This is a genomic window from Streptomyces sp. NPDC031274 (genome assembly GCF_055570235.1).
Genome location: NZ_JBVIHP010000013.1, coordinates 40305 through 66527, shown reverse-complemented (window position 1 = coordinate 66527; position 26223 = coordinate 40305). Strand labels below are relative to the sequence as shown.

Sequence of the window (26223 nt, the reverse complement as noted above, 5' to 3'; positions counted from 1 at the left end):
CCCCTTGCGCGATGGCGTACTACGCGAGGGCCTCCACGGCCGCCGTGGCGAAGCCGTGGTCCTGCTCGGGCGCCCCGCCGCCGACACCGATGGCGCCGATCAGACGCCCGTCACGGTGGACCGGGACGCCGCCTGCGATGAAGAGCAGCGGACGGTCGAGGGCGGTGGGCAGGGTGTGGAAGGGGCCGTCGGGCTTGACCAGGTCGACGAGATCGGCGGTCGGGGCGTTGAGCTGGAGCGCCGTGTACGCCTTGCGGGTGCTGGTCTCGCCGGAGATCAGTACGGCCCGGTCGTCGCGCCGGAAGGCCAGCAGGTGGCCGCCCGCGTCCAGGACGGTGACACTGACCGTGACATCGGCCGCCTCGGCCGCGCGGACGGCCGCGGTGACGAGTACCTCTGCGTCCTGCGTGGTCAGCGGGGCGACGGCGGGGGTGGTGGTGCTCATGGGGGTCTCCTTGTGCGGTAGTGCTCGTGTCGGTGGTTCGTAGGGGGCGAGGTCAGTGGTGGACGGGCGTCGCCTGCTCGACGGGGGCCGTACCGGCGACGACCAGACTGGGAGCGGCCGAGCGGCGCTCCAACGTGGCCGATACGACGGCCAGGACGAGCGCGGAGCCCGCCAGTACCGCGCCCACCCAGTTCGGGGCGGTGTAGCCGAGGCCCGCGGAGATCACGAGGCCGCCGAGCCAGGCCGAAAGCGCGTTGCCGAGGTTGAAGGCGCCGATGTTCATGGCCGAGGCGAGCGTGGGCGCGCCGGAAGCCTGGTCGAGCACCCGCTTCTGCAGCGGAGGCACGGTGGCGAAGCCCAGGGCACCGATCAGCGCGATGGTCACGGCTGCCGCGATCTTGTTGTGCGCGGTGAGGGTGAAGAGGGCGAGCACGACGGCCAGCGCGCTCAGCGAGATGTAGAGCAGCGGCATCAGGGCGCGGTCGGCGAACTTTCCGCCGATCAGGTTGCCCGCGACCATGCCGAGGCCGAAGAGGACGAGAAGCCATGTCACGGAGGAGTCCGCGTAGCCGGCGACGTCCGTCATCATCGGCGCGAGGTAGGTGACGGCCGCGAAGACACCGCCGAAGCCGAGGATCGTCATCGCCATGGCCAGCAGCACCTGCACGTTGCGGAACGCGGCCAGCTCATGGCGCAGCCGTACGCCCTCGGGCTTGGGCAGGTCCGGCACGAGCTTGGCGATACCGGCCAGGCCGATGACGCCGAGCCCCGCGACGATGGCGAAGGTGACGCGCCAGCCGAGGGTCTGCCCGACGAGCGTGCCGAGGGGCACGCCGACCACGTTGGCCACGGTCAGGCCCGTGAACATCATGGCGATGGCTCCGGCCTTCTTCTCCGGTGCGACCAGCTCGGCCGCGACGACCGATCCGATGCCGAAGAAGGCACCGTGGGCGAGTGAGGCGACGACTCGGCCCGCCAGCATGACGCCGAAGACGGGGGCCACTGCGGAGAGCAGGTTGCCCGCGATGAACAGGCCCATGAGCAGCATCAGCATTCGCTTGCGCGAGATGCGGGTGCCGAGGGCCGTCATCAAGGGAGCGCCGAGGACGACGCCGAGTGCGTAGCCGGTCACGAGGAGACCGGCCGTCGGGATGGAGACGCCGAAGTCACCCGCGACCTCAGGGAGCAGTCCCATGATCACGAACTCTGTGGTCCCGATCCCGAAGGCCCCGATCGCGAGGGCCAGTAGCGCGAGAGGCATGGTTCTACCTTCCAGACGATTGCAGGTGCGCTTAGCTTGCGTCCACAATAGTTGCAGACGCTGGTTACTTGCAACCGCCTGATATTGCATCGGTGGACTATCCTGGTTCTCAGCCGCTCCGGGACGGAGGAACAAGAGCCATGACAGCGACGGACCCCGCACTGACCGCCCTTGCGCAGGGCTGGTGCGCGCTCTCCCTGCTCCACGGGAAGATCGAGACCCACATCGAGCGCGCTCTACAGGCCCAGCACGACCTGAGCGTGCGCGAGTACTCCCTGCTCGATGTCCTCAGCCGCCAGCACGACGGGGAGGGCGGCCATCTGCAGATGAAGCAGGTCGCCGACGCCGTCGTCCTCAGCCAGAGCGCCACCACGCGCCTGGTCACCCGGCTCGAGGACCGCGGGCTGCTCTCCCGCTACCTGTGCCCCACCGATCGCCGTGGCATCTACACGGACGTCAGCGAGTCGGGCGCCACGCTCCTCTCCGAGGCACGCCCCACCAATGACGCCGCACTGCGCGAGGCGCTCGACGAAGCGGCGCTGAACCCGGAGCTGACACCGCTGGTCAGGGCCGTGGAAGCGGTGCGCGTACCGGCGTAGGGCTGCTGTGGGCGCAGAGCCCTGCCCCGGAAGGGGGTGGCTGCATAGGCTGCCCTCATGGGAGATCTTGAGATACGCCCGGCGATCGCCGATGACATCCCCGCCATCGTGGAGATGCTCGCCGACGACCCCCTGGGCAGCACGCGCGAGTCGCCGGACGACCTCGCCCCGTACCTCACCGCGTACGAGCGGCTGGCCGACGACCCGAACCAGCACGTGGTCGTCGCCGTGCGCGAGGGACGCGTCGTAGGCACGCTCCAGCTCACGATCGTTCCGGGCCTGTCCCGGAAGGGGGCGATCCGGTCGATCATCGAGGGCGTACGCGTCCACGCCGACGAACGCGGCAGCGGCCTCGGCACCCGCTTCATCGAGTGGGCCGTCGATGAATCCCGGCGCCGGAACTGCCAGTTGGTGCAGCTGACTTCCGACGCCTCCCGCACCGATGCCCACCGCTTCTATGAACGGCTCGGGTTCACGGCATCGCATGTGGGCTTCAAGCTGCAGCTCTGAAGCTGCAGTCGACGTGTCGTACCTCGCACTACGCGTCTCATCCCTCGCACCTCACACCTCGTACCGGTGGGGGGGGGGGGGGGGGGGGGGGGGGGGGGGGGAGGGAAGGGGGGGGGGGGGGGGGGGGGGGGGGGAGGAAAAACAAACCACACTCCCCGCTTTCCCCCCCCCCCCCTTCTCCTTTCTCTTTTTTTTCTTTCTTTCTCTCCCCCCCCCCCCCCCCCCCCCCCCCACCAGGTCCTTAAGGACACTCAGAGGGAAAGCCCGCGCCACCCCTCCGGGTCCACTCCGCCCGGCACGGGAGTGCCCGCGTCGTACGGCTCCCGGGTGAAGAAGAACGACCCCAGGTCGAGATGGCTCACCGCCCCATCGGGCCGCCGCACCGCCCGCAGAACCTCACCGGCGAAGTAGCCGTCGAGCCCGGTCCACGTACCGTCACCGTTCGGCCGGAACCGCGACCCGCGGCCACCACCAGCAAGAGGCGACAACTCGACCGCCTCGCCGGCCTGCGGCCGCAGCACGAAGGTGTTCGTCCCCCAGTACCAGGGCCCCGCAAGCTCCAGCAGAGCACCGTCCAGCTCGGGCAGGGGCCGCCACGCCTCGGGGATGCGCGGCTCGGCCTCGGCCACGATCTTCAGGAGGTCGAAGGCCAACGCCGTCACGGCAGGCCCGGAGGTGCAGTTGGTCAACGTGACCGCGACCAGGCCGTCCTCCTCGCTCGCCCACAGCCCGGCCATGAAGCCCGGCAGCGAGCCCCCGTGCCCGACCAGGGTGCGCTCGTCCCCACGGATCAGCTGCGTTCCCAGGCCGTACGTCACGTTCCAGTCCCCCGGTTGCGCGGGCGACGCAGGCGCCCTCATCTCCCGTACCGAATCCGCGGACAGCACCCGATCGTCGCCCTCCAGGAGGAAGGCGGCGAAGCGCGCCAGATCCGACGTCGTGGACCACAGCTGGCCGGCCGGAGCCATGAGGCCCAGGTCCTCCGCTGGTTCGGGCATCATCACGTCCGCCCACGGATGGACGGCCCAGCCACCCGCGTGCGGCGCCTTCGGCTGCGCACTCGTACGGTCCAAGCCGAGCGGCTCGAGGATTTCGCGGCGCAGCACGGCTTCCCACGAGTCGCCCCGCAGCATCTCGATCAGCGAACCCAGCAACGTATAGCCGGGGTTGGAGTAGTGGAAGCGGCGACCGGTGGGGTGCTTGAAGGGCTGCTCACCGAGTACGTCACCGAGCTCGGGGCGCTGCGACGCGGGCGTACGCTCCCACCACTCCCCGGGGGTCTCCGCTGCCAGCCCACTGGTGTGCGCGAGGAGTTCCGCGATGGTGACGTCTCCCGCGGCCGTGCCCGGAAGGTGCTTCTCCAGAGGGTCGGTGAGGTCGAGTACGCCCTCGTCGCGCAGCCGCATCACCAGCACGGCGGTGAAGGTCTTGGTGATCGAGCCGATGCGGTACTGAACGTTCTCGTCCGGGGCGTGCCCGTCGACGCAGGTGCGCCCTTCTGTCCACACCAACTCTCCGTCCCTGAGCACCGAGGCGACGAGCGAGGGCGCCCGCCCCTCCGCCTGAGCGGTGGCGACGCGGTGCAGCAGGGCTCGGCGGGTAGTGGGCAGGAGCTCTTCACGGGGTGATGTCATGGCTCCAGTCCACCCGTGAAGAAGTCGTGCGTCGAGCGAATTCCGCCGACCGCGCTACGCGGAACGCGTACCCACGACCAGCCCGGCGCTTCTACTCCGCCGTCAGTACGGTGGCCAACTCATCCAGGCTGTCGCACCGCCAATCGAAGGTGTCAGAGGACCTCGGAGGATCTCCGCCCGGTCGCTGAACGTGGGCAGTGCGCATTCCCACTGCCTGAGCTCCGCGAAGGTCCCAGGCGTGGGCGGCGACCATCAGCACACGCTCTGCCCGGCATCCTGCCGCGTCCAGCGCGAGGCGGTAGACCTCCGGCGCGGGCTTGTAAGCCCGGGCATTCTCAGCGGACAGGACCTGATGCCAGCGCAGCCCAGCGTTTGCGTTGAGACGGAGCAGGGCCGCGCGGCTGGCGTGGGAAAGCGCAAGGACCGGGAATCGCCCGGCGAGGCGCGTGAGTGCCGCAAGGGAGTCGTCCCAGGGCAAGAGGCGATGACCCGCCGTAGCCAGACGCTCGACGACCGCCGGGTCGGTGAGCCCGATACGGTCCGCTACACGATGGGCCGCCTCGCGGTCGATGACCTCGGTGTTGGCGTATGCCCGGCTTCCCTCTTCGATGCGTTGCTGCTCGAACGCAACATGCTCCTGCCAGACGGTGAGCAGGTGGTCGACCGACGCGTCGTCGGACGCGTCGTCGGACGCGTCGTCGGACACGGGTACCGCGTCACGAATCGCCGCCCGCAGTCCACCTGGTTCGTCGACCATCGTTCCGAGGACGTCGAAAACGACGACCTGGATGTGGCGTACCTCGGGCATCCAGCCTCCTGATCATGGTTGTCGGACGCGCCACCGGTCCCTCACATCGCGAGGCCCCTCACGTCGCGAGGTCCTCCACGTCGCCAGTCCCTCACGCCACCGAACCGCCGCGTCACCGGTTCAGCCAGTGACGATCGTTGCGCCATTTCACGTCACCGGTCAAGATGGTGACGTGAAGTTCGCATTCGTGAGTGGCAACCCGGCTCTGGACCTCGTCGGCACCGTGGAGTCCCGTCGGGACAAGCCTGTCGACCTGCTGACGGCCCCAGCCGATCTAGAGGAGTGGGTCCGCGCATGCGACGAGCTGCCCGACCAGGTGACCGTCGACGCCGCGGCCTTCACAGCGGCGTTGGAACTCCGTGAGGCGATCTATCAACTGGCGCTCGATCGCATGCGGAATCGTCGATTCACTTCGGCCGACCTGGATACCGTCAACGAGGCCGCTGTCGGGCCGGTCCCCACGATCGAACTCAGCGACGACGGATTGCGTCTGTCAGGCGATCTCCGCACGGCGCAGGCCCACGTCGCGCGCAGCGGGATCGCCATGCTGGCCGACCTGCACACATGCTTGAAGGAGTGCGGACGTGCGGGCTGCACGCGCCTCTACCTGGACCGCTCCCGAGGCGCGCGCCGCACCTGGTGCGGCATGGAGAGTTGCGGAAATCGCGTAAAAGCCTCGGCCTATCGAGCCCGCAGGCAGGCCGCCGCGCAGGGGCACGATCCCAAGAGAGGCCAGGTACCGACGCCCCGGGGCGGTCCATGACGCACCCCCGACCCTGGCGATGCCTGTAGGTTCTCGTTTCCGATGTCCCCCAGCATGCCGGTCACCTGCCCGGCAGCGGGACCGTCTCACGCGATGTCCTGACCGGTCGTCTCGGTTCCGTGTCCTTTCCGCTCTGTAGTCCTTTCCACGCCGGCCGAGGGCAGCAGCTGAGGTCGAGTTGAGTCCAGCAACTCGCCGACGGCACTGCAGGGGTGGGGGTATCCCCCTAGCCTTCGGGGTCCTGGCCTCACTGTGCCGAGCACCGTGGGGACGGCAGAGTCCAGGCATGATCTCAACTCGGTTTCGTAGACGTTCAGTTGTTCCTGCCGCAATCGTCGCGATGAGCTCCGCGACCATGCTGCTGGCGACAGGTTGCGGCGACCACCAGGGCCCCGAATCGCAGACTGCCCAGGCCGCGCACCAGCGGCCCGTGGAACGCGGTTCTGTCATATCTGCGACCTCCGTGGCCGACCTGACCGCACAGGAGGTCGAGACCCGCCTGAAGAAGGCCGGCATCGAGACCGCACAGGTCCGTTACGGCGTCCGAGCCCACCGCATCATCTACCGCACCGTCGACACCAAGGGAAAACCCACCACTGCCAGCGAGCTGGTGGCCGTGCCCAAGAACGGCCCACGCAAGCTTCGGGCGGTGTCCTGGCTGCACGGCACCCAGGTGTACCGAGGTGACGTGGCCTCGGTGAACGACAAGTCGACCGACCGGGCCACGGCGTTGCTGTTCGCGTCGACCGGCCGCGCCGTGTCCGCCCCCGACTATCTCGGCCTGGGCAAGGGCCCCGGATCCCATCCGTACGGGCACCCGAAGGCCACCGTCACCGCGTCGGTGGACGCGTTGCGGGCGACACGGGAGTTCGCCCGGCGGGACGGCCATACCCTCGCGCGATCCGTACTCATCAGCGGGTTCTCTCAGGGCGGACCCGCCACGATGATGGTCGGACGGGCCCTGCAACAGGGGCACGACCCCTCCTTCCGCGTGGGTGCCCTCGCCCCGATCGCCGGCCCGTTCGACCTGAGCGGCTTCGAGGCCGCCGCGGCAGACGACGACCTCAACCGCTCACCGCTCTACCTCGCCTATTTCGCGACCGCGTGGAACCGGATGTACGGCTTGTACGGCACACCGAGCCAGGCATTCCGAGCCCCGTACGACAAGAAGGTGGAGACACTCTTCGACGGCAACCACACAGGGGAAGAGATCGCGGCCGCACTGCCAAAGACCTCAAAGGAACTGTTCACCGCGGAGTTCCTCGACAAGGTGCGCAAGCCCACGGGAAAACTGCGGCGACAACTGCACGCCCTGGACACCACCTGTGACTGGCGCCCCGACGCCCCGGTGCACCTCTTCCATGCCAAGGGCGACAAGGACGTCTCCTTCGCGAACTCCCAGCACTGCCGACGTCAGTTGATCGCCAACGGGGTTGATCCCAAGCTCAGTGACGAAGGGGACGTTGACCACAACACGACAGTCATCAAGGCTCTGCCGGAAGTGATACGCGAGTTCGACGCCACCCGGTGAGCCGAAACCGGCAGGCGACGGTCACAGCTGGATCAAACCCATGACCGAAGAAGCTCGCGTGGCGGGACGAGACTCCTCCGCCACTGGTGAGGCCGAGTGAGGTTCCGTCGACTCGGATGGTGCAGGACAGCGCGTCCGTCTCACTTCGGTGTCCCTTGGGCCGGGCAAGGGACACCGAAGAGGAGAAAGGGACAATCGATTCGGGAACCTACAATGCCCCTGCTACGTCTGCGCCATGTCCACGAAGCGCGAGTAGTGCCCCTGGAAGGCGACCGTGATCGTCGCCGTCGGGCCGTTACGGTGCTTGCCCACGATGATGTCCGCCTCGCCCGCGCGCGGTGACTCCTTCTCGTACGCGTCCTCGCGGTGCAGCAGGATCACCATGTCCGCGTCCTGCTCGATCGAGCCGGATTCACGCAGGTCGGAGACCTGGGGCTTCTTGTCCGTGCGCTGCTCGGGGCCACGGTTCAGCTGCGAGAGCGCGATGACCGGGACTTCGAGCTCCTTGGCGAGCAGCTTCAGGTTTCGCGACATGTCCGAGACTTCCTGCTGGCGGCTCTCGGCACGCTTGGAACCACCGGACTGCATCAGCTGCAGATAGTCGATGATCACCATCTTGATGTCCGCGCGCTGCTTGAGGCGGCGGCACTTCGCGCGGATCTCCATCATCGACAGGTTCGGGGAGTCGTCGATGTAGAGCGGAGCCGCGGAGACCTCGGGCATCCGGCGCGCGAGCCGCGTCCAGTCCTCGTCCGTCATCGTGCCGGAGCGCATGTGGTGCAGCGCCACCCGCGCCTCCGCGGACAGCAGACGCATCGCGATCTCGTTGCGCCCCATTTCCAGGGAGAAGATGACGCTGGGCAGGTTGTGCTTGATGGACGCGGCGCGCGCGAAGTCGAGCGCCAGCGTCGACTTACCCATGGCGGGACGCGCGGCGATGACGATCATCTGGCCGGGGTGCAGGCCGTTCGTCAGCGAGTCGAAGTCGGTGAAGCCCGTCGGCACACCAGTCATCTCGCCGCTGCGTGAACCGATCGCCTCGATCTCGTCGAGCGCGCCCTCCATGATGTCGCCGAGCGGCAGATAGTCCTCGCTGGTGCGCTGCTCGGTGACCGCGTAGATCTCGGCCTGGGCGCTGTTGACGATCTCGTCGACGTCGCCGTCGGCCGCGTATCCCATCTGTGTGATGCGCGTACCCGCCTCGACGAGGCGACGCAGGACCGCCCGCTCGTGGACGATCTCCGCGTAGTACTCGGCGTTCGCCGCCGTCGGCACCGTCTGCACCAGCGTGTGCAGATACGAGGCCCCGCCGACCTTGGTGATCTCGCCGCGCTTGGTGAGCTCGGCCGCCGCGGTGATCGGGTCGGCCGGCTCGCCCTTGGCGTACAGGTCGAGGATCGCCGTGTAGATCGTCTCGTGCGCGGGCCGGTAGAAGTCGTGGCCCTTGAGCACCTCGACGACGTCGGCGATGGCGTCCTTGGAGAGCAGCATGCCGCCGAGCACGGACTGCTCGGCATCGAGATCCTGCGGCGGTACGCGCTCGAAGGCGGTGCCACCGCCGTCCCAGCCACCGCCTTCACGGCCGCGATCGTGCTGCTCGTCGCGGCCCCTGCCTCCGTCGCGGCGCTGACGGGAGGCTGGCAGACGGTCACTGGGACCGCTGTCGGCCCAGGGGTCGTCCAAGGGCTCGGAAATACTCACCGGGCCACCTCCCTCACGTCCGCCGAGCGGACCTCGCCGTGCCCTTCTTTCTTACGGCACGACACTGACAAATGAGCGGCCCAACTCCGGTTCTGACGCGTCGGTTTTACAGGCTTTCCGAGGCCAGATCACGAGGGGGGCGCCGCACCACGGTAGGCCCGTGGCCACCGTCAGCCAATCTGGTTATCCACAGGCGGTGTGGATGACGGGCGCGTTGCTGTGGAGAACCCCGCCAAACCTGTGCACGGCTCGGTGGACAGGCCTGTGAACAAGCACTCAGCCTTCTCCGCAAATACCCTCTGACCTGGCACTTTCCCATCCACCGGCTGTGCAGAAGAAAAACTTCCCCAGTCGGACCAAGATCGTGCCAAACGGCGTTTCGAAGAGTGTCCCACTCGAGACCTAGTAAGGGTCTTTCGAGCGTTGCATCTCTTACCTGTGGAAGATTAGATTGGTGTCCATGACACAGGCTCCCGCGGCGACCAAGGCCGCTCGGCGACAGCATGACCGAGAGATCATCGCACTCGCCGTTCCCGCCTTCGGCGCACTCGTCGCCGAGCCTCTTTTCGTGATGGCCGACAGTGCCATCGTGGGCCACCTCGGCACCGCACAACTGGCCGGTCTCGGCGTCGCCTCGGCACTCCTCACCACCGCCGTGAGCGTCTTCGTCTTCCTCGCCTACGCGACCACGGCCGCCGTCGCCCGCCGGGTGGGCGCCGGAGATCTCCAGTCCGCCATCCGCCAGGGCATGGACGGCATCTGGCTCGCCTCCCTGCTCGGGGCCGCCGTCATCGCCGTGGTCCTGCCCACCGCACCCGCGCTCGTGGATCTCTTCGGCACATCGGACACCGCGGCCCCGTACGCGATCACGTATCTCCGCATCTCCTCGCTCGGCATCCCCGCCATGCTCATCGTGCTCGCCTCCACCGGTGTCCTGCGTGGACTTCAGGACACGAAGACCCCGCTGTACGTGGCGATCGGCGGCTTCGTCGCCAACGGCGTCCTCAATGTCGGCCTCGTCTACGGCGCCGGTCTGGGCATCGCGGGCTCCGCCTGGGGCACCGTCATCGCCCAGTGGGCCATGGCCGCCGTGTACCTCTTCGTCGTCGTACGCGGAGCCAGACGCCACGGCGCTTCACTGCGCCCCGACGCGGCCGGCATCAGAGCCTGCGCACAAGCAGGCGCGCCACTCCTCGTCCGTACGCTCTCGCTGCGGGCGATCCTGATGATCGCGACCGCGGTGGCCGCACGCCTCGGCGACGCCGATGTGGCCGCCCACCAGATCATTCTGTCCCTGTGGAGCCTGCTGGCCTTCGCGCTCGACGCCATCGCCATCGCCGGCCAGGCGATCATCGGCCGCTATCTGGGCGCGAACGATCCCCAGGGTGCGCGTGACGTCTGCCGCCGCATGGTGCAGTGGGGCATCGGCTCAGGGGTCCTGCTCGGCGTCCTTGTCGTCCTCGCCCGGCCGCTGTTCATCCCGCTCTTCTCCAGCGACTCAGTCGTCCAGGACGCCGCCCTGCCCGCACTCGTGGTGGTGGCCATCTCTCAGCCGGTCTGCGGCATCGTCTACGTCCTCGACGGCGTGCTGATGGGCGCGGGCGACGGCCCGTACCTGGCCTGGGCGATGCTGGCCACACTGGCGGTCTTCGCTCCGGTGGCACTGCTCGTCCCCACCCTCGGCGGCGGGCTGACCGCCGTCTGGGGAGCTATGACGCTGATGATGACGGTCCGCATGGTGACCCTGTGGCTGCGCACGCGGTCCGGACACTGGATCGTCACCGGCGCCACCCGCTGATCCCGGAGCGCTGTTTCACGTGAAACAGCGCTCCCGTGAAACGGGAGAACCGTAAGACCGCACGTCTGAGAAACACGTTGGGCCGCACCCAGAGGGTGCGGCCCAACGTTTGCTTCAGCTCTGCCAAGCGCAGTGCTTAGGCGGAGACGACCTCGATGTTGACCTGAGCGGCAACCTCGGGGTGCAGACGCACGGACGTCGCGTGGGCGCCCAGCGTCTTGATCGGCGCGCCGAGCTCGACACGACGCTTGTCAATCTTCGGGCCGCCGGCGGCCGCGATCGCCGAAGCGACGTCAGCCGGGGTGACGGAACCGAAGAGACGACCGGCGTCGCCGGAGCGGACGGCCAGACGGACCTTGACGCCCTCGAGCTGGGCCTTGACCTCGTTGGCCTGCTCGATGGTCGCGATCTCGTGGATCTTGCGAGCACGACGGATCTGCTCGACGTCCTTCTCGCCACCCTTGGTCCAGCGGATCGCAAAGTTCCGCGGGATCAGGTAGTTGCGGGCGTAGCCGTCCTTGACGTCTACGACCTCGCCGGCGGCGCCGAGGCCGGAGACCTCGTGGGTGAGGATGATCTTCATTAGTCGGTCACCCTTCCCTTATCGCGCGGTGGACGTGTAGGGCAGCAGCGCCATCTCACGGCTGTTCTTCACGGCCGTGGCGACGTCACGCTGGTGCTGCGTGCAGTTGCCGGTCACGCGGCGGGCACGGATCTTGCCGCGGTCGGAAATGAACTTCCGCAGCATGTTCGTGTCCTTGTAGTCCACGTACGTGACCTTGTCCTTGCAGAATGCGCAGACCTTCTTCTTAGGCTTGCGCACAGGCGGCTTCGCCATGTGTTCTCTCCTGTTTGATCAAGAAGTGTGGGAACGGCCCACCTCTGGCCCTGAGGCCTAGAAGGGGGGCTCGTCCGAGTAGCCGCCGCCAGAGCCGCCGGAGGAACCGCCGGAGCTTCCGCCCCAGCCACCGCCGCCGCCCTGCTGCTGGCCGCCGCCGGCCGGCGCACCGGTCGCCCAGGGGTCGTCGGCGGGAGCACCGCCGCCACCCTGCTGCTGACCGCCGCCACCGGAGCCGCCGCCCCAGTTGCCGCCGCCCTGCTGCTGGCCGCCACCGCCGCCGCCGAATCCGCCGCCCTGGCCGCCTCGACCGGTGGTCTTGGTGACCTTGGCCGTGGCGTTCTTCAAGCTGGCGCCCACTTCCTCGACGTCCAGCTCGTAGACCGTGCGCTTGATGCCCTCACGGTCCTCGTAGGACCGCTGCTTCAACCGGCCCTGCACGACGACGCGCATGCCTCGCTGAAGCGACTCCGCGACGTTCTCCGCCGCCTGACGCCAGACCGAGCAGGTGAGGAAGAGGCTTTCGCCGTCCTTCCACTCATTGGTCTGACGGTCGAAGGTGCGGGGAGTGGACGCGACACGGAACTTCGCGACCGCCGCACCGGACGGGGTGAAGCGCAGCTCGGGGTCGTCGACAAGATTGCCGACGACCGTGATGACGGTCTCGCCTGCCATGGGGGAACCTCTCGGCGGGTTTGCTGCTGGCTGCTTTTGCTGCTGCTACTCGGATCCCGAGTACCGCTGAGCTGGGAAGCTCAGTGGGTCTCGGGACGGAGGACCTTGGTCCGGAGGACCGACTCGTTCAGGTTCATCTGGCGGTCGAGCTCCTTGACGACCGCAGGCTCGGCCTGCAGGTCGATGACCGAGTAGATGCCCTCGGGCTTCTTCTTGATCTCGTACGAGAGACGACGACGGCCCCAGGTGTCGACCTTCTCGACCTTTCCGTTGCCCTCACGGACGACGGAGAGGAAGTTCTCGATCAACGGGGAGACAGCGCGCTCCTCGAGATCGGGGTCGAGGATGACCATCACTTCGTAGTGACGCATGTGGAACCCACCTCCTTTGGACTCAGCGGCCACGGTCGTTCCGTGGCAGGAGGGTCGTGATGCGTACGCAACGGTATCGGCAGCCACTGACAATCGGGCTCCCCGATCAGTAGACCGATCGGGAGTCCCTGCCATGGCCTGGGCAGACACCGGTGCAGACGGTACACACTACCCGCACCTGTGCTTCCGGTTGAAATCCGGCGGCAGAGGGGCAGAATCTGTACACATCGGGTGTGTATGGCGCTACGCTGCGCCGCCTTACGCAGGAGGTGCCTCATGGCACAGACATTGCGACCGAACACCGCTGGCTCCCTCTTCGCCACGGACGGCAAGGGCCATCCCATGCAGGACACGCTGCTCGGCGTGACCCTGGTCCTGGGAGCGATCGCCTTCGTCACGGCGATGTTCCACAACCTGCACCTGCTCAGCTCCTGGGCCGGCCTGGTGGGGATCGCCACGGGTGCGTGGGGACAGTTCATCTCCGAGACGACCCGCGAGCGCTTCGGCCTGATCCTCGGCCTCGGCGCATCGGCGGTCGGATTCTTCCTGGGTATGGCCCATGGCGGACTCTTCGGCGGGCTCTGGTAGCCGCCCTCCGACGCCCCCGCCGCACAGAGGCCCGGGGCTAAGGTTCCGTACGCCCAGACGGGGCGCTCTCGGGGCACAGTAGGCTTCGGCGCGAGAGCCGGAGCCCCTGTACCCATGGGGACACACCAGCCCGAGGAGCGCCCCGAATGAGTCTGACCCTGAGGACCATCAGTCGCGAGCAGCATCTGGCGTATATCCAGAGCCTGCCGTCGGCAAGTCATTGCCAGGTCCCGGCATGGGCGGATGTGAAGAGTGAATGGCGTTCGGAGAACCTGGGCTGGTTCGACGACCGCACCGGCGAACTGGTCGGTGCGGGCCTGGTGCTCTACCGACAGCTGCCCAAGGTGAAGCGTTACCTCGCGTATCTTCCCGAGGGCCCGGTCATCAATTGGTACGCACCGAACCTGGACGACTGGCTGCAGCCGATGCTCGCGCATCTGAAGCGGCAGGGCGCCTTCTCCGTGAAGATGGGTCCGCCGGTCGTCATCAGGCGCTGGGACGCTCCCGCGATCAAGTCGGGCATCCAGAACCCGGATGTGAAGCGCCTGCGGGACGTCGAGGCCTCGCACATCGAGCCGCGTGCCTTCGAAGTGTCCGACCGGCTGCGGAAAATGGGCTGGCAGCAGGGCGAGGACGGCGGCGCCGGATTCGGTGACGTACAACCGCGTTACGTCTTTCAAGTGCCGCTGGCCAACCGCTCCTTGGACGAGGTCCTCAAGAGCTTCAACCAGCTGTGGCGACGCAATATCAAGAAGGCCGAGAAGGCCGGCGTCGAGGTCGTCCAGGGCGGTTACGAAGACCTCGCCGAATGGCAGCGCCTTTACGAGATCACCGCGATCCGCGACAAGTTCCGTCCGCGGCCGCTGGGTTACTTCCAGCAGATGTGGCGGGCCCTCAACTCCGAGGACCCCAACCGCATGCGGCTGTACTTCGCGCGGCACAACGGCGTGAACCTTTCCGCGGCGACGATGCTCGTCGTCGGCGGGCACGTCTGGTACTCCTACGGCGCGTCGGACAACATCGGCCGCGAGGTCAGGCCCTCGAACGCGATGCAGTGGCGGATGCTCCGGGACGCCTACGCGCTCGGCGCCACCGTCTATGACTTGCGGGGCATCTCCGACTCTCTGGACGAGACGGACCACCTGTTCGGACTGATTCAGTTCAAGGTGGGCACGGGTGGAGAGGCTGTCGAGTACATCGGCGAGTGGGACTTCCCGCTCAACAAGCTGCTCCACAAGGCACTCGACATGTACATGTCGCGCCGCTGACCGCACCGACCCGGCACAATTCCCACAGCCACAAACAGTCTTCTTACTTCTGATACACCGCAGCCACGAGAAAGGTTCCGGGATCCGGCCATGGCGCTCACGCTCTATGTCGACACCGCGCGCTGGCGGGCACACCACAAGCACGTGCTGGAGCAGTTCCCGGGAATCGTCCCGGTCTGCAAAGGCAACGGCTACGGCTTCGGTCATGAGCGCCTCGCTGAAGAAGCGACCCGCTTCGGCTCCGACATCCTCGCCGTCGGCACCACGTACGAAGCCGCCCGGATCAAGGACTGGTTCAGCGGTGACCTGCTGGTCCTGACCCCGTTCCGGCGGGGCGAGGAGCCCGTGCCGCTGCCCGACCGCGTCATCCGCTCCGTGTCGTCCCTGGACGGCGTACACGGCCTCGTGGGCGCCCGCGTCGTCATCGAGGTCATGTCCTCGATGAAGCGGCACGGCGTGAGCGAGCAGGAGCTCTCACAGCTGCACGCGGCCATCGAGGACGTACGGCTCGAGGGCTTCGCGATCCACCTGCCGCTGGACCGCACCGACGGCTCGGACGCCGTCGAGGAGGTCATCGGGTGGATGGACCGGCTGCGTGCCGCCCGTCTTCCGCTGCACACGATGTTCGTCAGCCACCTCAAGGCCAACGAACTCGCCCGCCTGCAGCAGCAGTTCCCCCAGACGCGCTTCCGGGCGCGCATCGGTACGCATCTGTGGCTTGGCGACCACGAGGCCACCCAGTACCGCGGCGCCGTCCTGGACGTCACTCAGGTGACGAAGGGCGACCGCTTCGGCTACCGCCAGCAGAAGGTCGCGTCCGACGGCTGGCTGGTCGTCGTCGCGGGCGGCACGTCGCACGGCGTCGGCCTGGAGGCCCCGAAGGCGCTGCACGGCATGGTGCCGCGCGCGAAGGGCGTGGCCCGCGCCGGCCTCGCGACCGTCAACCGCAACCTGTCGCCGTTCGTCTGGGGCGGCAAGCAGCGCTGGTTCGCGGAGCCGCCGCACATGCAGGTCTCCATCCTCTTCGTGCCCTCGGACGCGCCCGAGCCGAAGGTGGGCGAGGAGTTGGTGGCCCATCTGCGGCACACCACCACGCAGTTCGACCGCATCGTCGACCGCTGATCACAGCCGGACCGACCACAGGCCGAAGGGCCGGGAGCGACAGTCGTCGCTCCCGGCCCTTCGGTCGTTCCCGGCCGCATCGGCCGCCTGTTCGCTCAGGGTGAAACGTCGGTCGACGCGGCCCCCCACCGCACGTTGGCACCCTCGGTGGAGTGCACCGCCTGCCGCGGAGGATGGGCGGCGGGCCCGAGGACGAAGACGTCCGGTGCGCCGTCCAGGACGCCCCCTGAGGGGTCGTCGTCGCCGGACTTCCGCACCGGGTCCCTCTCGGGCATCAGAATGTCGCGTACGACCACGGCACACAGGTACAGCGTCCCGAGCAGGTGCACCATGACGGCAAGTTGGTAGCCCTCGGTCGGCAGGCCCTTGTGGGCGTCTCCGCTGGTCGTGTACGCGAGGTACAGCCAGATCCCCAGGAAGTACGCGACCTCGCACGCCTGCCAGATCAGGAAGTCACGCCAGCGCGGCCGGGCCAGCGCGGCGAGGGGAATCAGCCACAGCACGTACTGCGGCGAGTAGACCTTGTTGGTGAGGATGAACGCGGCGACCACCAGGAAGGCGAGCTGCGCGAAGCGCGGGCGGCGCGGCGCGGTCAGACCCAGCGCACCGACTCCGAGGCAGGCCAGGAGCATCAGCGCCGTCGCCAGAGTGTTGACCGTGTCCGTGGACAACGGGTCGTCCACGCGCTGCGAGAGGATCAGCCAGACCGAGCCGAAGTCGACACCCCGCTCCTGACTGAAGGTGTAGAACTTCGCCCAGCCCTCGCGGATGTGGAAGCCCGTCGCGTCATGCGTGATCATCACAGGCAGGTTCACCACGAGCCAGGCACCCACCGCGGCCCCGGCCGTCGTCCAGAAGGCCCGCCAGCGCCCCGCCCGCCAGCACAGGATGAGCAGTGGGCCAAGGAGCAGCGCCGGATAGAGCTTCGCGGCGGTCGCAAGGCCGAGCAGGACACCCGCGGAGAGCGTGCCCCCACGTGCCCACATCAGCATCGCGGCGGCTGTGAGAGCTACGGCGAACAGGTCCCAGTTGATGGTGGCGGTCAGCGCGAAGGCGGGCGCCAGGGCGACCATCAGGCCGTCCCAGGGGCGACGCCGGTGGGTGCGGGCGACACAGACGGCGATGACCGCCGTACAGGCCATCAGCATCCCGGCATTGACCATCCAGTAGAACTTCTCCTGGTGCTGGATGCTGCCGCTGCCCGGTGTCAGCCAGGAGGCCACCTCCATGAACACACCGGTCAGCACCGGGTACTCGAGGTACTCCATGTCGCCGGGCAGCTTGTCGAAGTAGGGCACGAGCCCATCGGCGAAGCCGCGCCCCTGGTAAAGGTGCGGGATGTCGGAGTAGCAGGCGTGCGTGTACTGCGAGCTCGCGCCCTGGAACCAGGCGCCGTCGTAGCACGGCATCTTCTGCACCATGCCGAGCGCGAACATTCCGATGGCAACGAGCGCGATGACACGTACGGGAGTCCACCATGTCGCCGGGTAGAGCACTCTGCGGCCGATGGGCCCACCGATCAGCTCGCTGCCGGCCGCGGCGACCTCATCCTCCTTGGTCGGCCGTACGGGCTCCGGCTGTTGTGCACTAGTGGTCTTGTGCACGCTCGTGCGCGTCGTCTCTGCACTGGGCATGCCGCACATCCTGCCGTACGCACCTGAGAACACGGAGAGGGCCGCCACACCGGTGCGGTGTAGCGGCCCTCGTCGATGCTCGGCGGTGCGTGTTTCACGTGAAACCGTGCGTTTCACGTGAAACGTGCACCCGGAGACATCGGTCAGTCCGACGGCCCGCCGATGAAGCCTCCGTTGTCGTTTCCGCCGTCTTCGCCCGGCGGATCCGGCGTGGCCGGTGGCGACTCCCCGCCGGTACTGCCGTCGGTGTCCCCACCTTCGGACGCACCACCGTCGTTGCACTGCCACTGCCAGTCGGCACAGGACTCACTGGAGCTGGGGCTCCCTGAGGGACTCGGGGGCGGCTCGGTGTCCGAGACGCTCGGCGAGGGGGACTTCTCCGGCTCGTCGGTCTTCGACGGGGTCGGGGTGGGCGGCGGCGGCGGCGTCTCACCGACGACTGAACCGATCGGCCCCGGGACCGGGAATTTCTCCACGCGCTGCCCCTTCAGGGCCTGCTGCATGTAATCCTTCCAGATCTCCGCCGGGAACGAGGCACCGTGGATCTTCTTCTGATTACCCGTGCCGTACATCTCGAGGAACTCACGCTTCTTGTTCCCCTCGTTGTCGTCGAGCCGGTACATGCTGATCGCGGTCGACAGCTGCGGGGTGTAGCCGACGAACCAGGCGGACTTGTTGCCGTCGGTCGTACCGGTCTTGCCTGCCACCTGTCGGCCGGGCAACTGGGCCGACGTTCCCGTGCCCTTTTCGACCACGGTCCTGAGCACGTCGGTGACGTTGTCGGCGACCGACTCGTCGAAGGCCCGCTTCGTCTGCGACTCGTGCTGGAAGACGGTGTTGCCCTTGTGCTCGACCTTCTTCACCGAGTACGGCTCGTTCTGCTCGCCGCTGGACGCGAAGGTGGCGTAGGAGCCGGCCATCCGGATCGCGCTCGGTGATGACGTACCGAGGGAGAAGGACGGGTAATTGGAGCTGGCCAGGCTGTTCTCCTTGATACCGGAGGCGATGGCCGCGTCCTGCACCTTGTCCAGGCCGACATCCATGCCGAGCTGCACATAAGCCGAGTTGACGGACTCCCGCATCGCTTCGCGGAGATCAATCTGATAGGTCGGCTTGTTGTAGTCCTGGCCGCCGTCGTTGGTCTGCAGCCACTCCTTGCCCTTCTTGTCCTTCCAGATGCTGCCGTCGTAGTTCTGGATCTTGAGCTTGTTCTTGCCGCTGTAGAGGCTCTTGGGGTTGACGATGGTGCGCTGGTCCTCGCCCTGGTCCGGCGGCCCGTTCTTGTCGCGCGTTCCGTCCTTGAATGCCGCTGCCAGGACGAAGGGCTTGAACGTGGAGCCGACCTGCGCACCGGTCTGGTCCGCGTTGTTGGTGAAGTGCTTGGTCGCGTCCTCACCGCCGTAGATGGCCTCGATCGCGCCGTCATCGGGGTTCACGGACGCACCACCGAACTGGACGTGGGTGTCCTTGTCCGGGCGCAGCTTGGGTTTCAGGTTGGCCTTGCGGACCTTCTCCACGGACTTCTCGAGCTTCTTGACCTTGCTCCTGTCGAAGGTCGTGTGGATCTCGTAGCCACCCTGCTGGAGGTCGTTGGCCGTGATCTTGCCATCGCTGTTGTTGATCACGTACGCCTTGGCCAGGTCGACCAGATAACCGACCTGCCCGCCCAGCTGAGCGTTGGAGCGAGGGTTCTGCAGCTTCGGGAACTTCGCGTACTTGGCTCGCCTCTCGGCGGTCAGGTGGCCGTCCTTGACCTCTTCATCGAGGATCCACTTCCAGCGCTTGGTGGCTCGCGCGGTGTTGGCTTCCTGCGTGGCCGCGGGGTCGACGGCGGCTGATCCCGCGGGGTCGTAGTACGTGGCTCCCTTGAGCACCGTCGCCAGGAGCGCGCACTGGCTGGGGTCCAGCTCAGTGGCGTCCACGCCGAAGTAGGCGCGGGCGGCGGCCTGGATGCCGTAAGCACCACGGCCGTAGTAGGCGGTGTTGAGATACCCCGCCATGATCTCTTCCTTGGGGACCGTCCGGCCGACCTTTATGGAGATGAACAGCTCTTTGAACTTACGCGTGAACGTCTGCGACTGGTCACCCAGGCGCGCGTTCTTCACGTACTGCTGCGTGATGGTCGAGCCACCCTGGGTCTCGCCGCCCTTGGCCATGTTGACCACGGCACGCGTGATGCCCATGGGGTCGACGCCCTTGTCGTCCTCGAACGACTTGTTCTCGGCGGAGATGACGGCGGTCCGCATCTCCTTGGGGATCTTGTCGTAGTCGATGATCTGGCGGTTCGTCTCACCGCCGGTCGCGACCATCGGCTTGCCGTCGCCCCAGTAGTAGACGTTGTTCTGAGCCGTGGCCGCATCGTCGACCTTCGGCACCGCCACCAGGGCGTACGCGATTCCCGTGACCGCCATCATGCCGCCGAGGAAGCCGACGAACAGACCGGTGACAAGGCGCCAGGACGGTACCCAGCGCCGCAGACCGTCCTTCTCCGCGCGCGGGTAGTCGATGAACCGCTTCTTGCGGGGCTCATGGCCGCCACGGCCTCGGCCGCGGCCCGGCCCGTTCGGGCCGCCACCACCGCGTCGGCCTCCGCCACCGGCGCCTCCGCGCCCGGCACCGGACCCGTCGGCCGCTCTGCGGCGGCCGCCGGAGCCTACGGAACCGCTGCGCTGCGCGGCACGACGGGCCTCGGCGCGGCCGCCGTAGGAACGGTCCCCGTCATCAGGGGCCCCCGATCCGTGCGAGCCGGTTGAGGATGTGGGCGATCCAGTGGCGCCACGTGGTGCAGCGCGGCGGCCGGACGACGTGCCTGGGACGCCGCGTCTGGCCGCGGCGCGTCCACCGCCCTGCGGCTGCGGCGGTTTGCGACGGTGCTCGCTCATCGAACGATTACTCCTCGGGCAGGCGCAAGTATCCGCGCCTGGAAACGGCGGCTGGTTTCCGGTCCCCCCGAAGTACGGATGCGCCCATGCCAGCGCTCACCCGCACTACACCAGGGAGAACGACGCCCTCAGGCGTCACTTGGTTCCCGGCGGTCTGCATGGCGCACAGACTACGCACCGTCAAAACCCTCTTAGGACCGAAGTTCACCCAAAATCAGGCAAGTTACTTCCTACGAATCGGTGATGTGACGCCGTTCACCGTTTCCCCTCTTGTCCCAACAGGCAGGCCGTTCTATCGTCTCGATGTATCGAGTCGATACATCAGCTCGACATAAAGACCGTGTCGACAGACGCTGGCAGACGGGAGGCGAAGATGAGCAGACGCTCCGGCATCCTCGAGTTCGCCGTGCTCGGTCTGCTGCGCGAGTCCCCGATGCACGGCTATGAGCTGCGTAAACGACTCAATACGTCGCTGGGAGTGTTCCGCGCCTTCAGCTACGGGACGCTCTACCCCTGCCTCAAGACGCTGGTCGCCAACGGCTGGTTGATCGAGGAACCGAGCGGCACCCCCGAGGAGGCCCTCGCGGCTCCCCTCACCGGGCGCCGCGCCAAGATCGTCTATCGGCTGACGGCGGAAGGTAAGGAGCACTTCGAGGAGCTGCTCTCCCAAACCGGCCCCGACGCGTACGAGGACGAACACTTCGCCGCCCGCTTCGCCTTCTTCGGGCAGACCTCGCGGGACGTACGCATGCGGGTGCTCGAGGGGCGTCGCAGCCGCCTCGAGGAGCGTCTGGAGAAGATGCGCGCCTCCCTGGCCCGTACCCGGGAGCGCCTGGACGACTACACGCTTGAGCTGCAGCGGCACGGAATGGAGTCCGTGGAGCGCGAAGTGCGCTGGCTGAACGAGCTCATCGAGAGCGAGCGAGCGGGGCGGGACCAGCAACGGTCCGCCCCGGACAGCTCCGCTCAGCACGACAGCACATCTGGGGAGTCGGGCGGCCTGCCCCGGCGGCGGGACGTCAACCCGCCGCCGGATCCGTCCGATGACACCGCCAAGTGAGGCCCCGCGGTCCGCGGGTCTCATCCGGAATACACGAATCACACAGGGAGCAACCGGAATGGGTTCGGTTCGCGTAGCCATCGTCGGCGTGGGCAACTGCGCCGCCTCGCTGGTCCAGGGCGTCGAGTACTACAAGGACGCAGACCCGGACGCCAAGGTCCCGGGCCTGATGCACGTCCAGTTCGGCGAGTACCACGTCGGCGACGTCGAGTTCGTCGCCGCCTTCGACGTCGACGCCAAGAAGGTCGGCCTCGACCTCACGGACGCCATCGGCGCCAGCGAGAACAACACCATCAAGATCTGCGACGTGCCGAACAAGGGCGTCACCGTCCAGCGCGGCCACACCCTCGACGGCCTGGGCAAGTACTACCGCCAGACCATCGAGGAGTCCGACGAGACCCCGGTCGACATCGTCCAGATCCTCAAGGACAAGCAGGTCGACGTCCTCGTCTGCTACCTGCCGGTCGGTTCCGAGGACGCCGCGAAGTTCTACGCGCAGTGCGCCATCGACGCCAAGGTCGCCTTCGTCAACGCCCTCCCGGTCTTCATCGCCGGCACCAAGGAGTGGGCCGACAAGTTCACCGAGGCGGGCGTCCCGATCGTCGGCGACGACATCAAGTCGCAGGTCGGCGCCACCATCACGCACCGCGTGATGGCGAAGCTGTTCGAGGACCGCGGTGTCCGTCTTGAGCGCACCATGCAGCTCAACGTCGGCGGCAACATGGACTTCAAGAACATGTTGGAGCGCGACCGCCTCGAGTCCAAGAAGATCTCGAAGACGCAGGCCGTCACCTCGCAGATCCGCGACCGCGAGCTCGGCGAGGACAACGTCCACATCGGCCCGTCCGACTACGTGGCGTGGCTCGACGACCGCAAGTGGGCGTACGTCCGCCTCGAGGGCCGCGCCTTCGGTGACGTCCCGCTGAACCTCGAGTACAAGCTCGAGGTCTGGGACTCGCCGAACTCGGCCGGTGTCATCATCGACGCCCTGCGCGCCGCGAAGATCGCCAAGGACCGCGGCATCGGCGGCCCGATCCTCTCCGCGTCCTCGTACTTCATGAAGTCCCCGCCGGTGCAGTACTTCGACGACGAGGCCTACGACAACGTCGAGAAGTTCATCAAGGGCGAGGTCGAGCGCTAAAGCTCGCCGCTCGAACAATTGTTGAGGGTCCCCGGGCGATCGCCCGGGGACCCTCCTCGTATGTGAGGCTGTGCCCCATGGCTGTCGTCGGTGACCTGCGCGTACTGCTGCGCCTGCGGGACTTCCGGCGCCTGCTCGCCGTGCGGCTGATCTCCCAGGGCGCGGACGGCGTCTATCAGGTGGCCCTCGCCACGTACGTCGTCTTCTCCCCGGAGAAGCAGACCTCGCCGGCCGCGATCGCCTCCGCGATGGCTGTGCTGCTCCTGCCGTACTCGCTGATCGGCCCCTTCGCCGGTGTGCTCCTCGACCGCTGGCCACGCCGTCAGGTTTTTCTGTACGGCAATCTGCTGCGGACCGCTCTTGCCGCGGTGACCGCGGTGCTGATGCTGAGCGGCGTGCCCGACTGGCTCTTCTACGCCTCCGCGCTCTGCGTCACGGCCGTCAACCGTTTCGTCCTCGCCGGCCTCTCCGCGGCGCTGCCGCGCGTGGTCGACACCGAACGCCTGGTGATGGCCAACGCCCTCTCACCGACCGCGGGGACACTGGCCGCCACCGTGGGTGGCGGTCTCGCTTTCGCCGTACGCCTGTTGGGCTCCGACTCGGACGCTGCGGTGGTCATGCTCGGGGCCGCTCTCTATCTCTGCGCGGCGCTCGCCTCGCTGCGGATGGCACGGGATCTCCTCGGCCCGGACCCCGAGCTGATGAGACCCCGGCTCGGCGCGGCGCTGGCCGGTACGGCGCGGGACCTGATGGCCGGGGTGCGGCATCTGACGCAACGGCGCCCGGCCGCCCGCACGCTCCTCGCGATGACGCTCATGCGGTTCTGCTACGGCGCCCTGTCGGTCATGGTCCTGATGCTCTGCCGGTACGCGTGGTCGTCCTCGGAGTCCGACGGCCTCGCCCTCCTCGGACTCGCCGTGGGTGCCTCGGGAGCGGGCTTCTTCGTGGCGGCCGTGATGACCCCCTGGGCGGTGAACCGGCTGACGGCCGGCGGTTGGATCGTCGTCTGCGCGGGCTCCGCGGCGGTCCTGGAACCGGCGCTCGCCCTCCCGTTCACACCGGTCCCGCTGCTGATCGCCGCGTTCTTGCTGGGCCTGACGACGCAGGGAGCGAAGATCGCCACGGACACGGTGGTGCAGTCGGCGGTGGACGACAGCTTCCGTGGCCGGATCTTCTCGGTCTACGACGTGCTGTTCAACGTCGCGTTCGTCGGTGCGGCAGGAGTAGCCGCGCTCATGCTGCCGCCTGACGGGCGGTCGATTCCACTGGTGGTCACGGTGGCCGTTATCTACGCAGCGATTGCTGCCACTATGGCCAGATTTGACGCGCAGTAAGTGTCACATCAATGCCACAGAGCCCTTCTGAGCTTCAGAGATGTCACTGCATCCCTATAACTTACGGACGTCGTATCCGCGCCATCGCGCTTCCGTTCGAGGGGGACCCCAAGTGACCACTCCGCCCCAGGGCCAGAATCCGTACGGCCAGGGCGTGCAGCCGCACCCCGGCCAGCCGGGACAGCCCGGCCAGCCCGGCGTTCCGCAGCAGCCTTACCCGCCGTACAACCAGGGGGCGCCGGTTCCCCCTCCGGCAGCGCCGAGCGGTGGCCGGAAGGTCAGCAAGCTGGTCCTGCGCATCGGTGTCGTCATCGTCATCGGCATCGTCATCGCTGTCGTCAAGTGGCAGCTGGGCAAGAGCGATGCCGAGACCACGGCCGTCGGTGACTGCCTGCACAACAAGGGCACGCAGTCGCAGCCGGACCTGAAGAACACCGACTGCTCCTCGAGTGACGCCGAGTTCGAGGTCATCGAGAAGTTCGACGACACGAGCAGCGTCAGCAAGTGCGAAGCGGTCAAGGGGACCGAGGTCTCCTACTACCAGACCGGCGGCAGCCACGATGTGGTGCTCTGCCTGAAGAACAAGTAACGGCATACGCGAAGGGGCACTGTTTCACGTGAAACAGTGCCCCTTCGCATGTCCGGATCAGATGCGATGTTTCACGTGAAACATCGCATCCACCCCTCACCTCACTCCTGCGCGGCCCACCACTCCTTGAGCGCCGCGATCGCCGCGTCGCGCTCCATCGGCCCGTTCTCCAGCCGCAGCTCCAGCAGGAACTTGTAGGCCTGGCCGATCACCGGACCCGGACGCACATCCAAGATCTCCATGATCTCGTTGCCGTCCAGATCGGGACGGATCGAGTCCAGCTCCTCCTGCTCCTGAAGCCGCGCGATGCGCTCCTCCAGGCCGTCGTACGCACGCGACAGCGCATTGGCCTTGCGCTTGTTGCGCGTCGTGCAGTCGGACCGGGTCAGCTTGTGCAGCCTGCCGAGGAGGGGGCCCGCGTCGCGTACGTAGCGGCGTACGGCCGAGTCTGTCCACTCGCCCATCCCGTAGCCGTGGAAGCGCAGATGCAGCTCCACCAGGCGCGACACGTCCTTCACGAGCTCGTTCGAGTACTTGAGCTCGGTCATGCGCTTCTTGGCCATCTTGGCGCCCACCACCTCGTGGTGGTGGAAGGAGACCCTGCCGTCGTCCTCGAAGCGCCGCGTCCGCGGCTTCCCGATGTCGTGCAGCAGCGCCGCGATCCGCAGCGTGAGGTCCGGGCCGTCCTCCTCCAGCGCCATCGCCTGCTCAAGGACGATCAGCGAGTGGTCGTAGACGTCCTTGTGCCGGTGGTGCTCGTCACTCTCCAGACGCAGCGCCGGAAGCTCGGGCAGTACGCGGTCGGCGATGCCCGTGTCGACAAGTAGAGCAAGTCCCTTCGCCGGGTTCGGCGAGAGGAGCAGCTTGTTCAGTTCGTCACGGACACGCTCCGCGGAGACGATGTCGATGCGCTCGGCCATCGCCTTCATCGCGGCGACGACCTCCGGAGCCACCTCGAAGTCCAGCTGCGCGGCGAACCGCGCGGCCCGCATCATCCGCAGCGGATCATCGGAGAAGGACTCCTCCGGAGTGCCAGGAGTGCGCAGGACACGCTCTGCCAGGTCCTCGAGACCGCCGTGCGGGTCGATGAACTCCTTCTCGGGGAGAGCGACGGCCATCGCGTTGACGGTGAAATCACGGCGTACGAGGTCTTCCTCGATGGAGTCGCCGTACGACACCTCGGGCTTGCGCGAGGTCCTGTCGTACGCCTCTGAGCGGTACGTCGTGACCTCGATCTGGTAGCCCTCCTTCTGGCTCCCGACCGTGCCGAAGGCGATCCCGACCTCCCACACCGAGTCCGCCCACGGCCTGACGATCTTCAATACGTCCTCGGGGCGGGCTTCCGTCGTGAAGTCCAGGTCATTGCCGAGCCGGCCAAGGAGCGCGTCTCTGACCGATCCGCCGACCAGGGCAAGAGAGAACCCGGCCTCCTGGAAACGGCGGGCGAGGTCGTCCGCGACAGGGGACACACGCAGCAGTTCACTGACCGCGCGGCGCTGCACCTGGCTCAGTGCGCTGGGATTTTCTTCATTGGCGTTCGGCACAACAGAAAAGGGTACGTGCCCCGGACGCCCCCAGCCGCCCGGTTTTCGGCGGGCTCCCGAGGCCGCGCGCCCCTCTCCGGCCAGGTCTTCCGATCATGTGGAGCAGTCCGCGGCACTTCGCCACAGC

Annotated in this window: 24 protein-coding genes; 12 read left to right on the top strand and 12 right to left on the bottom strand. The window is 67.4% G+C overall.

The features are described 5' to 3' along the window. Positions 1–19: 19 nt before the first annotated feature. Positions 20–445 carry a GlcG/HbpS family heme-binding protein gene (locus tag ACZ5CR_RS21485; protein WP_468859705.1) on the bottom strand — a complete coding sequence of 142 codons (426 nt, stop codon included), beginning with the start codon at positions 443–445 and terminating at the stop codon, positions 20–22. A 52-nt stretch (positions 446–497) separates the two neighbouring features. Then, on the bottom strand, positions 498–1706 hold the full coding sequence (locus tag ACZ5CR_RS21480; protein WP_468859703.1) for an MFS transporter: 1209 nt from the start codon (positions 1704–1706) through the stop codon (positions 498–500). Positions 1707–1846: 140 nt separating this feature from the next. Between ACZ5CR_RS21480 and ACZ5CR_RS21475 the strand changes: the two genes are divergently transcribed. Continuing rightward, positions 1847–2305, top strand: coding sequence for a MarR family winged helix-turn-helix transcriptional regulator (locus tag ACZ5CR_RS21475; protein ID WP_389902785.1), 459 nt, complete (start codon positions 1847–1849; stop codon positions 2303–2305). Between the two features lie 57 nt (positions 2306–2362). Next, a complete protein-coding gene (locus ACZ5CR_RS21470; protein ID WP_468859701.1) occupies positions 2363–2815 on the top strand; it encodes a GNAT family N-acetyltransferase in 453 nt (150 codons plus the stop codon). Between the two features lie 251 nt (positions 2816–3066). On the opposite strand, the gene ACZ5CR_RS21465 is transcribed toward ACZ5CR_RS21470, so the two are convergent. After that, complete coding sequence (locus tag ACZ5CR_RS21465; protein ID WP_468859699.1) at positions 3067–4449, bottom strand: serine hydrolase domain-containing protein; 1383 nt, start codon at positions 4447–4449, stop codon at positions 3067–3069. Positions 4450–4540: 91 nt separating this feature from the next. Then, entirely contained in the window at positions 4541–5257 is a 717-nt protein-coding gene (locus ACZ5CR_RS21460; RefSeq protein WP_468859698.1) for a haloacid dehalogenase type II, read from the bottom strand. A 172-nt stretch (positions 5258–5429) separates the two neighbouring features. Here ACZ5CR_RS21460 and ACZ5CR_RS21455 point away from each other — a divergent pair, with 172 nt between their 5' ends. Further along, complete coding sequence (locus tag ACZ5CR_RS21455; RefSeq protein ID WP_468859696.1) at positions 5430–6020, top strand: CGNR zinc finger domain-containing protein; 591 nt, start codon at positions 5430–5432, stop codon at positions 6018–6020. A 340-nt stretch (positions 6021–6360) separates the two neighbouring features. Beyond that, entirely contained in the window at positions 6361–7551 is a 1191-nt protein-coding gene (locus tag ACZ5CR_RS21450; RefSeq protein WP_468859695.1) for an alpha/beta hydrolase family protein, read from the top strand. Positions 7552–7773: 222 nt separating this feature from the next. On the opposite strand, the gene dnaB is transcribed toward ACZ5CR_RS21450, so the two are convergent. Beyond that, positions 7774–9252, bottom strand: coding sequence for a replicative DNA helicase (dnaB, locus tag ACZ5CR_RS21445; RefSeq protein WP_344525039.1), 1479 nt, complete (start codon positions 9250–9252; stop codon positions 7774–7776). Positions 9253–9712: 460 nt separating this feature from the next. On the opposite strand from dnaB, the gene ACZ5CR_RS21440 reads away from it, so the two are divergent. Continuing rightward, a complete protein-coding gene (locus ACZ5CR_RS21440) occupies positions 9713–11050 on the top strand; it encodes an MATE family efflux transporter (RefSeq protein ID WP_468859694.1) in 1338 nt (445 codons plus the stop codon). 136 nt (positions 11051–11186) lie between these two features. Here ACZ5CR_RS21440 and rplI read toward each other — a convergent pair whose 3' ends face one another. From rplI to rpsF, 4 genes are all read right to left on the bottom strand, one after another. Beyond that, positions 11187–11633, bottom strand: a complete 447-nt coding sequence (rplI, locus tag ACZ5CR_RS21435) for a 50S ribosomal protein L9 (RefSeq protein ID WP_383272450.1) — start codon at positions 11631–11633, stop codon at positions 11187–11189. 18 nt (positions 11634–11651) lie between these two features. After that, a complete protein-coding gene (gene rpsR / locus ACZ5CR_RS21430) occupies positions 11652–11888 on the bottom strand; it encodes a 30S ribosomal protein S18 (RefSeq protein WP_003949403.1) in 237 nt (78 codons plus the stop codon). Between the two features lie 57 nt (positions 11889–11945). Further along, positions 11946–12563 carry a single-stranded DNA-binding protein gene (locus ACZ5CR_RS21425; RefSeq protein ID WP_389902773.1) on the bottom strand — a complete coding sequence of 206 codons (618 nt, stop codon included), beginning with the start codon at positions 12561–12563 and terminating at the stop codon, positions 11946–11948. An 80-nt stretch (positions 12564–12643) separates the two neighbouring features. After that, positions 12644–12934 carry a 30S ribosomal protein S6 gene (rpsF, locus tag ACZ5CR_RS21420; protein WP_006604399.1) on the bottom strand — a complete coding sequence of 97 codons (291 nt, stop codon included), beginning with the start codon at positions 12932–12934 and terminating at the stop codon, positions 12644–12646. 276 nt (positions 12935–13210) lie between these two features. Here rpsF and ACZ5CR_RS21415 point away from each other — a divergent pair, with 276 nt between their 5' ends. The 3 genes from ACZ5CR_RS21415 (at position 13211) to ACZ5CR_RS21405 (ending at position 15912) form a co-directional block, all read left to right on the top strand. Further along, on the top strand, positions 13211–13522 hold the full coding sequence (locus ACZ5CR_RS21415; RefSeq protein WP_389902772.1) for a hypothetical protein: 312 nt from the start codon (positions 13211–13213) through the stop codon (positions 13520–13522). Positions 13523–13668: 146 nt separating this feature from the next. Further along, positions 13669–14790: a lipid II:glycine glycyltransferase FemX gene (locus ACZ5CR_RS21410; RefSeq protein ID WP_468859692.1), complete on the top strand. Its 1122-nt coding sequence runs from the start codon at positions 13669–13671 to the stop codon at positions 14788–14790. Between the two features lie 90 nt (positions 14791–14880). Further along, positions 14881–15912: an alanine racemase gene (locus ACZ5CR_RS21405; RefSeq protein WP_351169220.1), complete on the top strand. Its 1032-nt coding sequence runs from the start codon at positions 14881–14883 to the stop codon at positions 15910–15912. A 95-nt stretch (positions 15913–16007) separates the two neighbouring features. Here the strand turns inward: ACZ5CR_RS21405 and ACZ5CR_RS21400 are convergent, their stop codons facing one another. Then, positions 16008–17555, bottom strand: coding sequence for a glycosyltransferase family 87 protein (locus tag ACZ5CR_RS21400; RefSeq protein WP_468859955.1), 1548 nt, complete (start codon positions 17553–17555; stop codon positions 16008–16010). Positions 17556–17689: 134 nt separating this feature from the next. Beyond that, complete coding sequence (locus ACZ5CR_RS21395) at positions 17690–20428, bottom strand: transglycosylase domain-containing protein (protein ID WP_468859690.1); 2739 nt, start codon at positions 20426–20428, stop codon at positions 17690–17692. 373 nt (positions 20429–20801) lie between these two features. On the opposite strand from ACZ5CR_RS21395, the gene ACZ5CR_RS21390 reads away from it, so the two are divergent. The 4 genes from ACZ5CR_RS21390 to ACZ5CR_RS21375 all read left to right on the top strand — a co-directional run bounded on the left by ACZ5CR_RS21390 (position 20802) and on the right by ACZ5CR_RS21375 (position 24552). Then, entirely contained in the window at positions 20802–21488 is a 687-nt protein-coding gene (locus tag ACZ5CR_RS21390) for a PadR family transcriptional regulator (protein WP_468859688.1), read from the top strand. A gap of 58 nt (positions 21489–21546) precedes the next feature. Further along, a complete protein-coding gene (locus ACZ5CR_RS21385; RefSeq protein WP_468859686.1) occupies positions 21547–22629 on the top strand; it encodes an inositol-3-phosphate synthase in 1083 nt (360 codons plus the stop codon). Between the two features lie 77 nt (positions 22630–22706). After that, on the top strand, positions 22707–23963 hold the full coding sequence (locus tag ACZ5CR_RS21380; RefSeq protein ID WP_468859684.1) for an MFS transporter: 1257 nt from the start codon (positions 22707–22709) through the stop codon (positions 23961–23963). A gap of 112 nt (positions 23964–24075) precedes the next feature. Further along, positions 24076–24552, top strand: coding sequence for an LppU/SCO3897 family protein (locus ACZ5CR_RS21375; protein ID WP_468859682.1), 477 nt, complete (start codon positions 24076–24078; stop codon positions 24550–24552). 101 nt (positions 24553–24653) lie between these two features. Here ACZ5CR_RS21375 and ACZ5CR_RS21370 read toward each other — a convergent pair whose 3' ends face one another. Continuing rightward, positions 24654–26096, bottom strand: coding sequence for a CCA tRNA nucleotidyltransferase (locus ACZ5CR_RS21370; RefSeq protein ID WP_468859680.1), 1443 nt, complete (start codon positions 26094–26096; stop codon positions 24654–24656). Positions 26097–26223: the final 127 nt, after the last annotated feature.

Bases quoted from the DNA above. Each gene is read 5' to 3' on its own strand.
- ACZ5CR_RS21485 (WP_468859705.1), bottom strand. From the start codon at position 445: ATGAGCACCACCACCCCCGCCGTCGCCCCGCTGACCACGCAGGACGCA.
- ACZ5CR_RS21480 (WP_468859703.1), bottom strand. From the start codon at position 1,706: ATGCCTCTCGCGCTACTGGCCCTCGCGATCGGGGCCTTCGGGATCGGG.
- ACZ5CR_RS21475 (WP_389902785.1), top strand. From the start codon at position 1,847: ATGACAGCGACGGACCCCGCACTGACCGCCCTTGCGCAGGGCTGGTGC.
- ACZ5CR_RS21470 (WP_468859701.1), top strand. From the start codon at position 2,363: ATGGGAGATCTTGAGATACGCCCGGCGATCGCCGATGACATCCCCGCC.
- ACZ5CR_RS21465 (WP_468859699.1), bottom strand. From the start codon at position 4,449: ATGACATCACCCCGTGAAGAGCTCCTGCCCACTACCCGCCGAGCCCTG.
- ACZ5CR_RS21460 (WP_468859698.1), bottom strand. From the start codon at position 5,257: ATGCCCGAGGTACGCCACATCCAGGTCGTCGTTTTCGACGTCCTCGGA.
- ACZ5CR_RS21450 (WP_468859695.1), top strand. From the start codon at position 6,361: ATGAGCTCCGCGACCATGCTGCTGGCGACAGGTTGCGGCGACCACCAG.
- ACZ5CR_RS21440 (WP_468859694.1), top strand. From the start codon at position 9,713: ATGACACAGGCTCCCGCGGCGACCAAGGCCGCTCGGCGACAGCATGAC.
- rplI (WP_383272450.1), bottom strand. From the start codon at position 11,633: ATGAAGATCATCCTCACCCACGAGGTCTCCGGCCTCGGCGCCGCCGGC.
- rpsR (WP_003949403.1), bottom strand. From the start codon at position 11,888: ATGGCGAAGCCGCCTGTGCGCAAGCCTAAGAAGAAGGTCTGCGCATTC.
- ACZ5CR_RS21425 (WP_389902773.1), bottom strand. From the start codon at position 12,563: ATGGCAGGCGAGACCGTCATCACGGTCGTCGGCAATCTTGTCGACGAC.
- rpsF (WP_006604399.1), bottom strand. From the start codon at position 12,934: ATGCGTCACTACGAAGTGATGGTCATCCTCGACCCCGATCTCGAGGAG.
- ACZ5CR_RS21415 (WP_389902772.1), top strand. From the start codon at position 13,211: ATGGCACAGACATTGCGACCGAACACCGCTGGCTCCCTCTTCGCCACG.
- ACZ5CR_RS21410 (WP_468859692.1), top strand. From the start codon at position 13,669: ATGAGTCTGACCCTGAGGACCATCAGTCGCGAGCAGCATCTGGCGTAT.
- ACZ5CR_RS21405 (WP_351169220.1), top strand. From the start codon at position 14,881: ATGGCGCTCACGCTCTATGTCGACACCGCGCGCTGGCGGGCACACCAC.
- ACZ5CR_RS21400 (WP_468859955.1), bottom strand. From the start codon at position 17,555: ATGTGCGGCATGCCCAGTGCAGAGACGACGCGCACGAGCGTGCACAAG.
- ACZ5CR_RS21395 (WP_468859690.1), bottom strand. From the start codon at position 20,428: ATGAGCGAGCACCGTCGCAAACCGCCGCAGCCGCAGGGCGGTGGACGC.
- ACZ5CR_RS21390 (WP_468859688.1), top strand. From the start codon at position 20,802: ATGAGCAGACGCTCCGGCATCCTCGAGTTCGCCGTGCTCGGTCTGCTG.
- ACZ5CR_RS21385 (WP_468859686.1), top strand. From the start codon at position 21,547: ATGGGTTCGGTTCGCGTAGCCATCGTCGGCGTGGGCAACTGCGCCGCC.
- ACZ5CR_RS21380 (WP_468859684.1), top strand. From the start codon at position 22,707: ATGGCTGTCGTCGGTGACCTGCGCGTACTGCTGCGCCTGCGGGACTTC.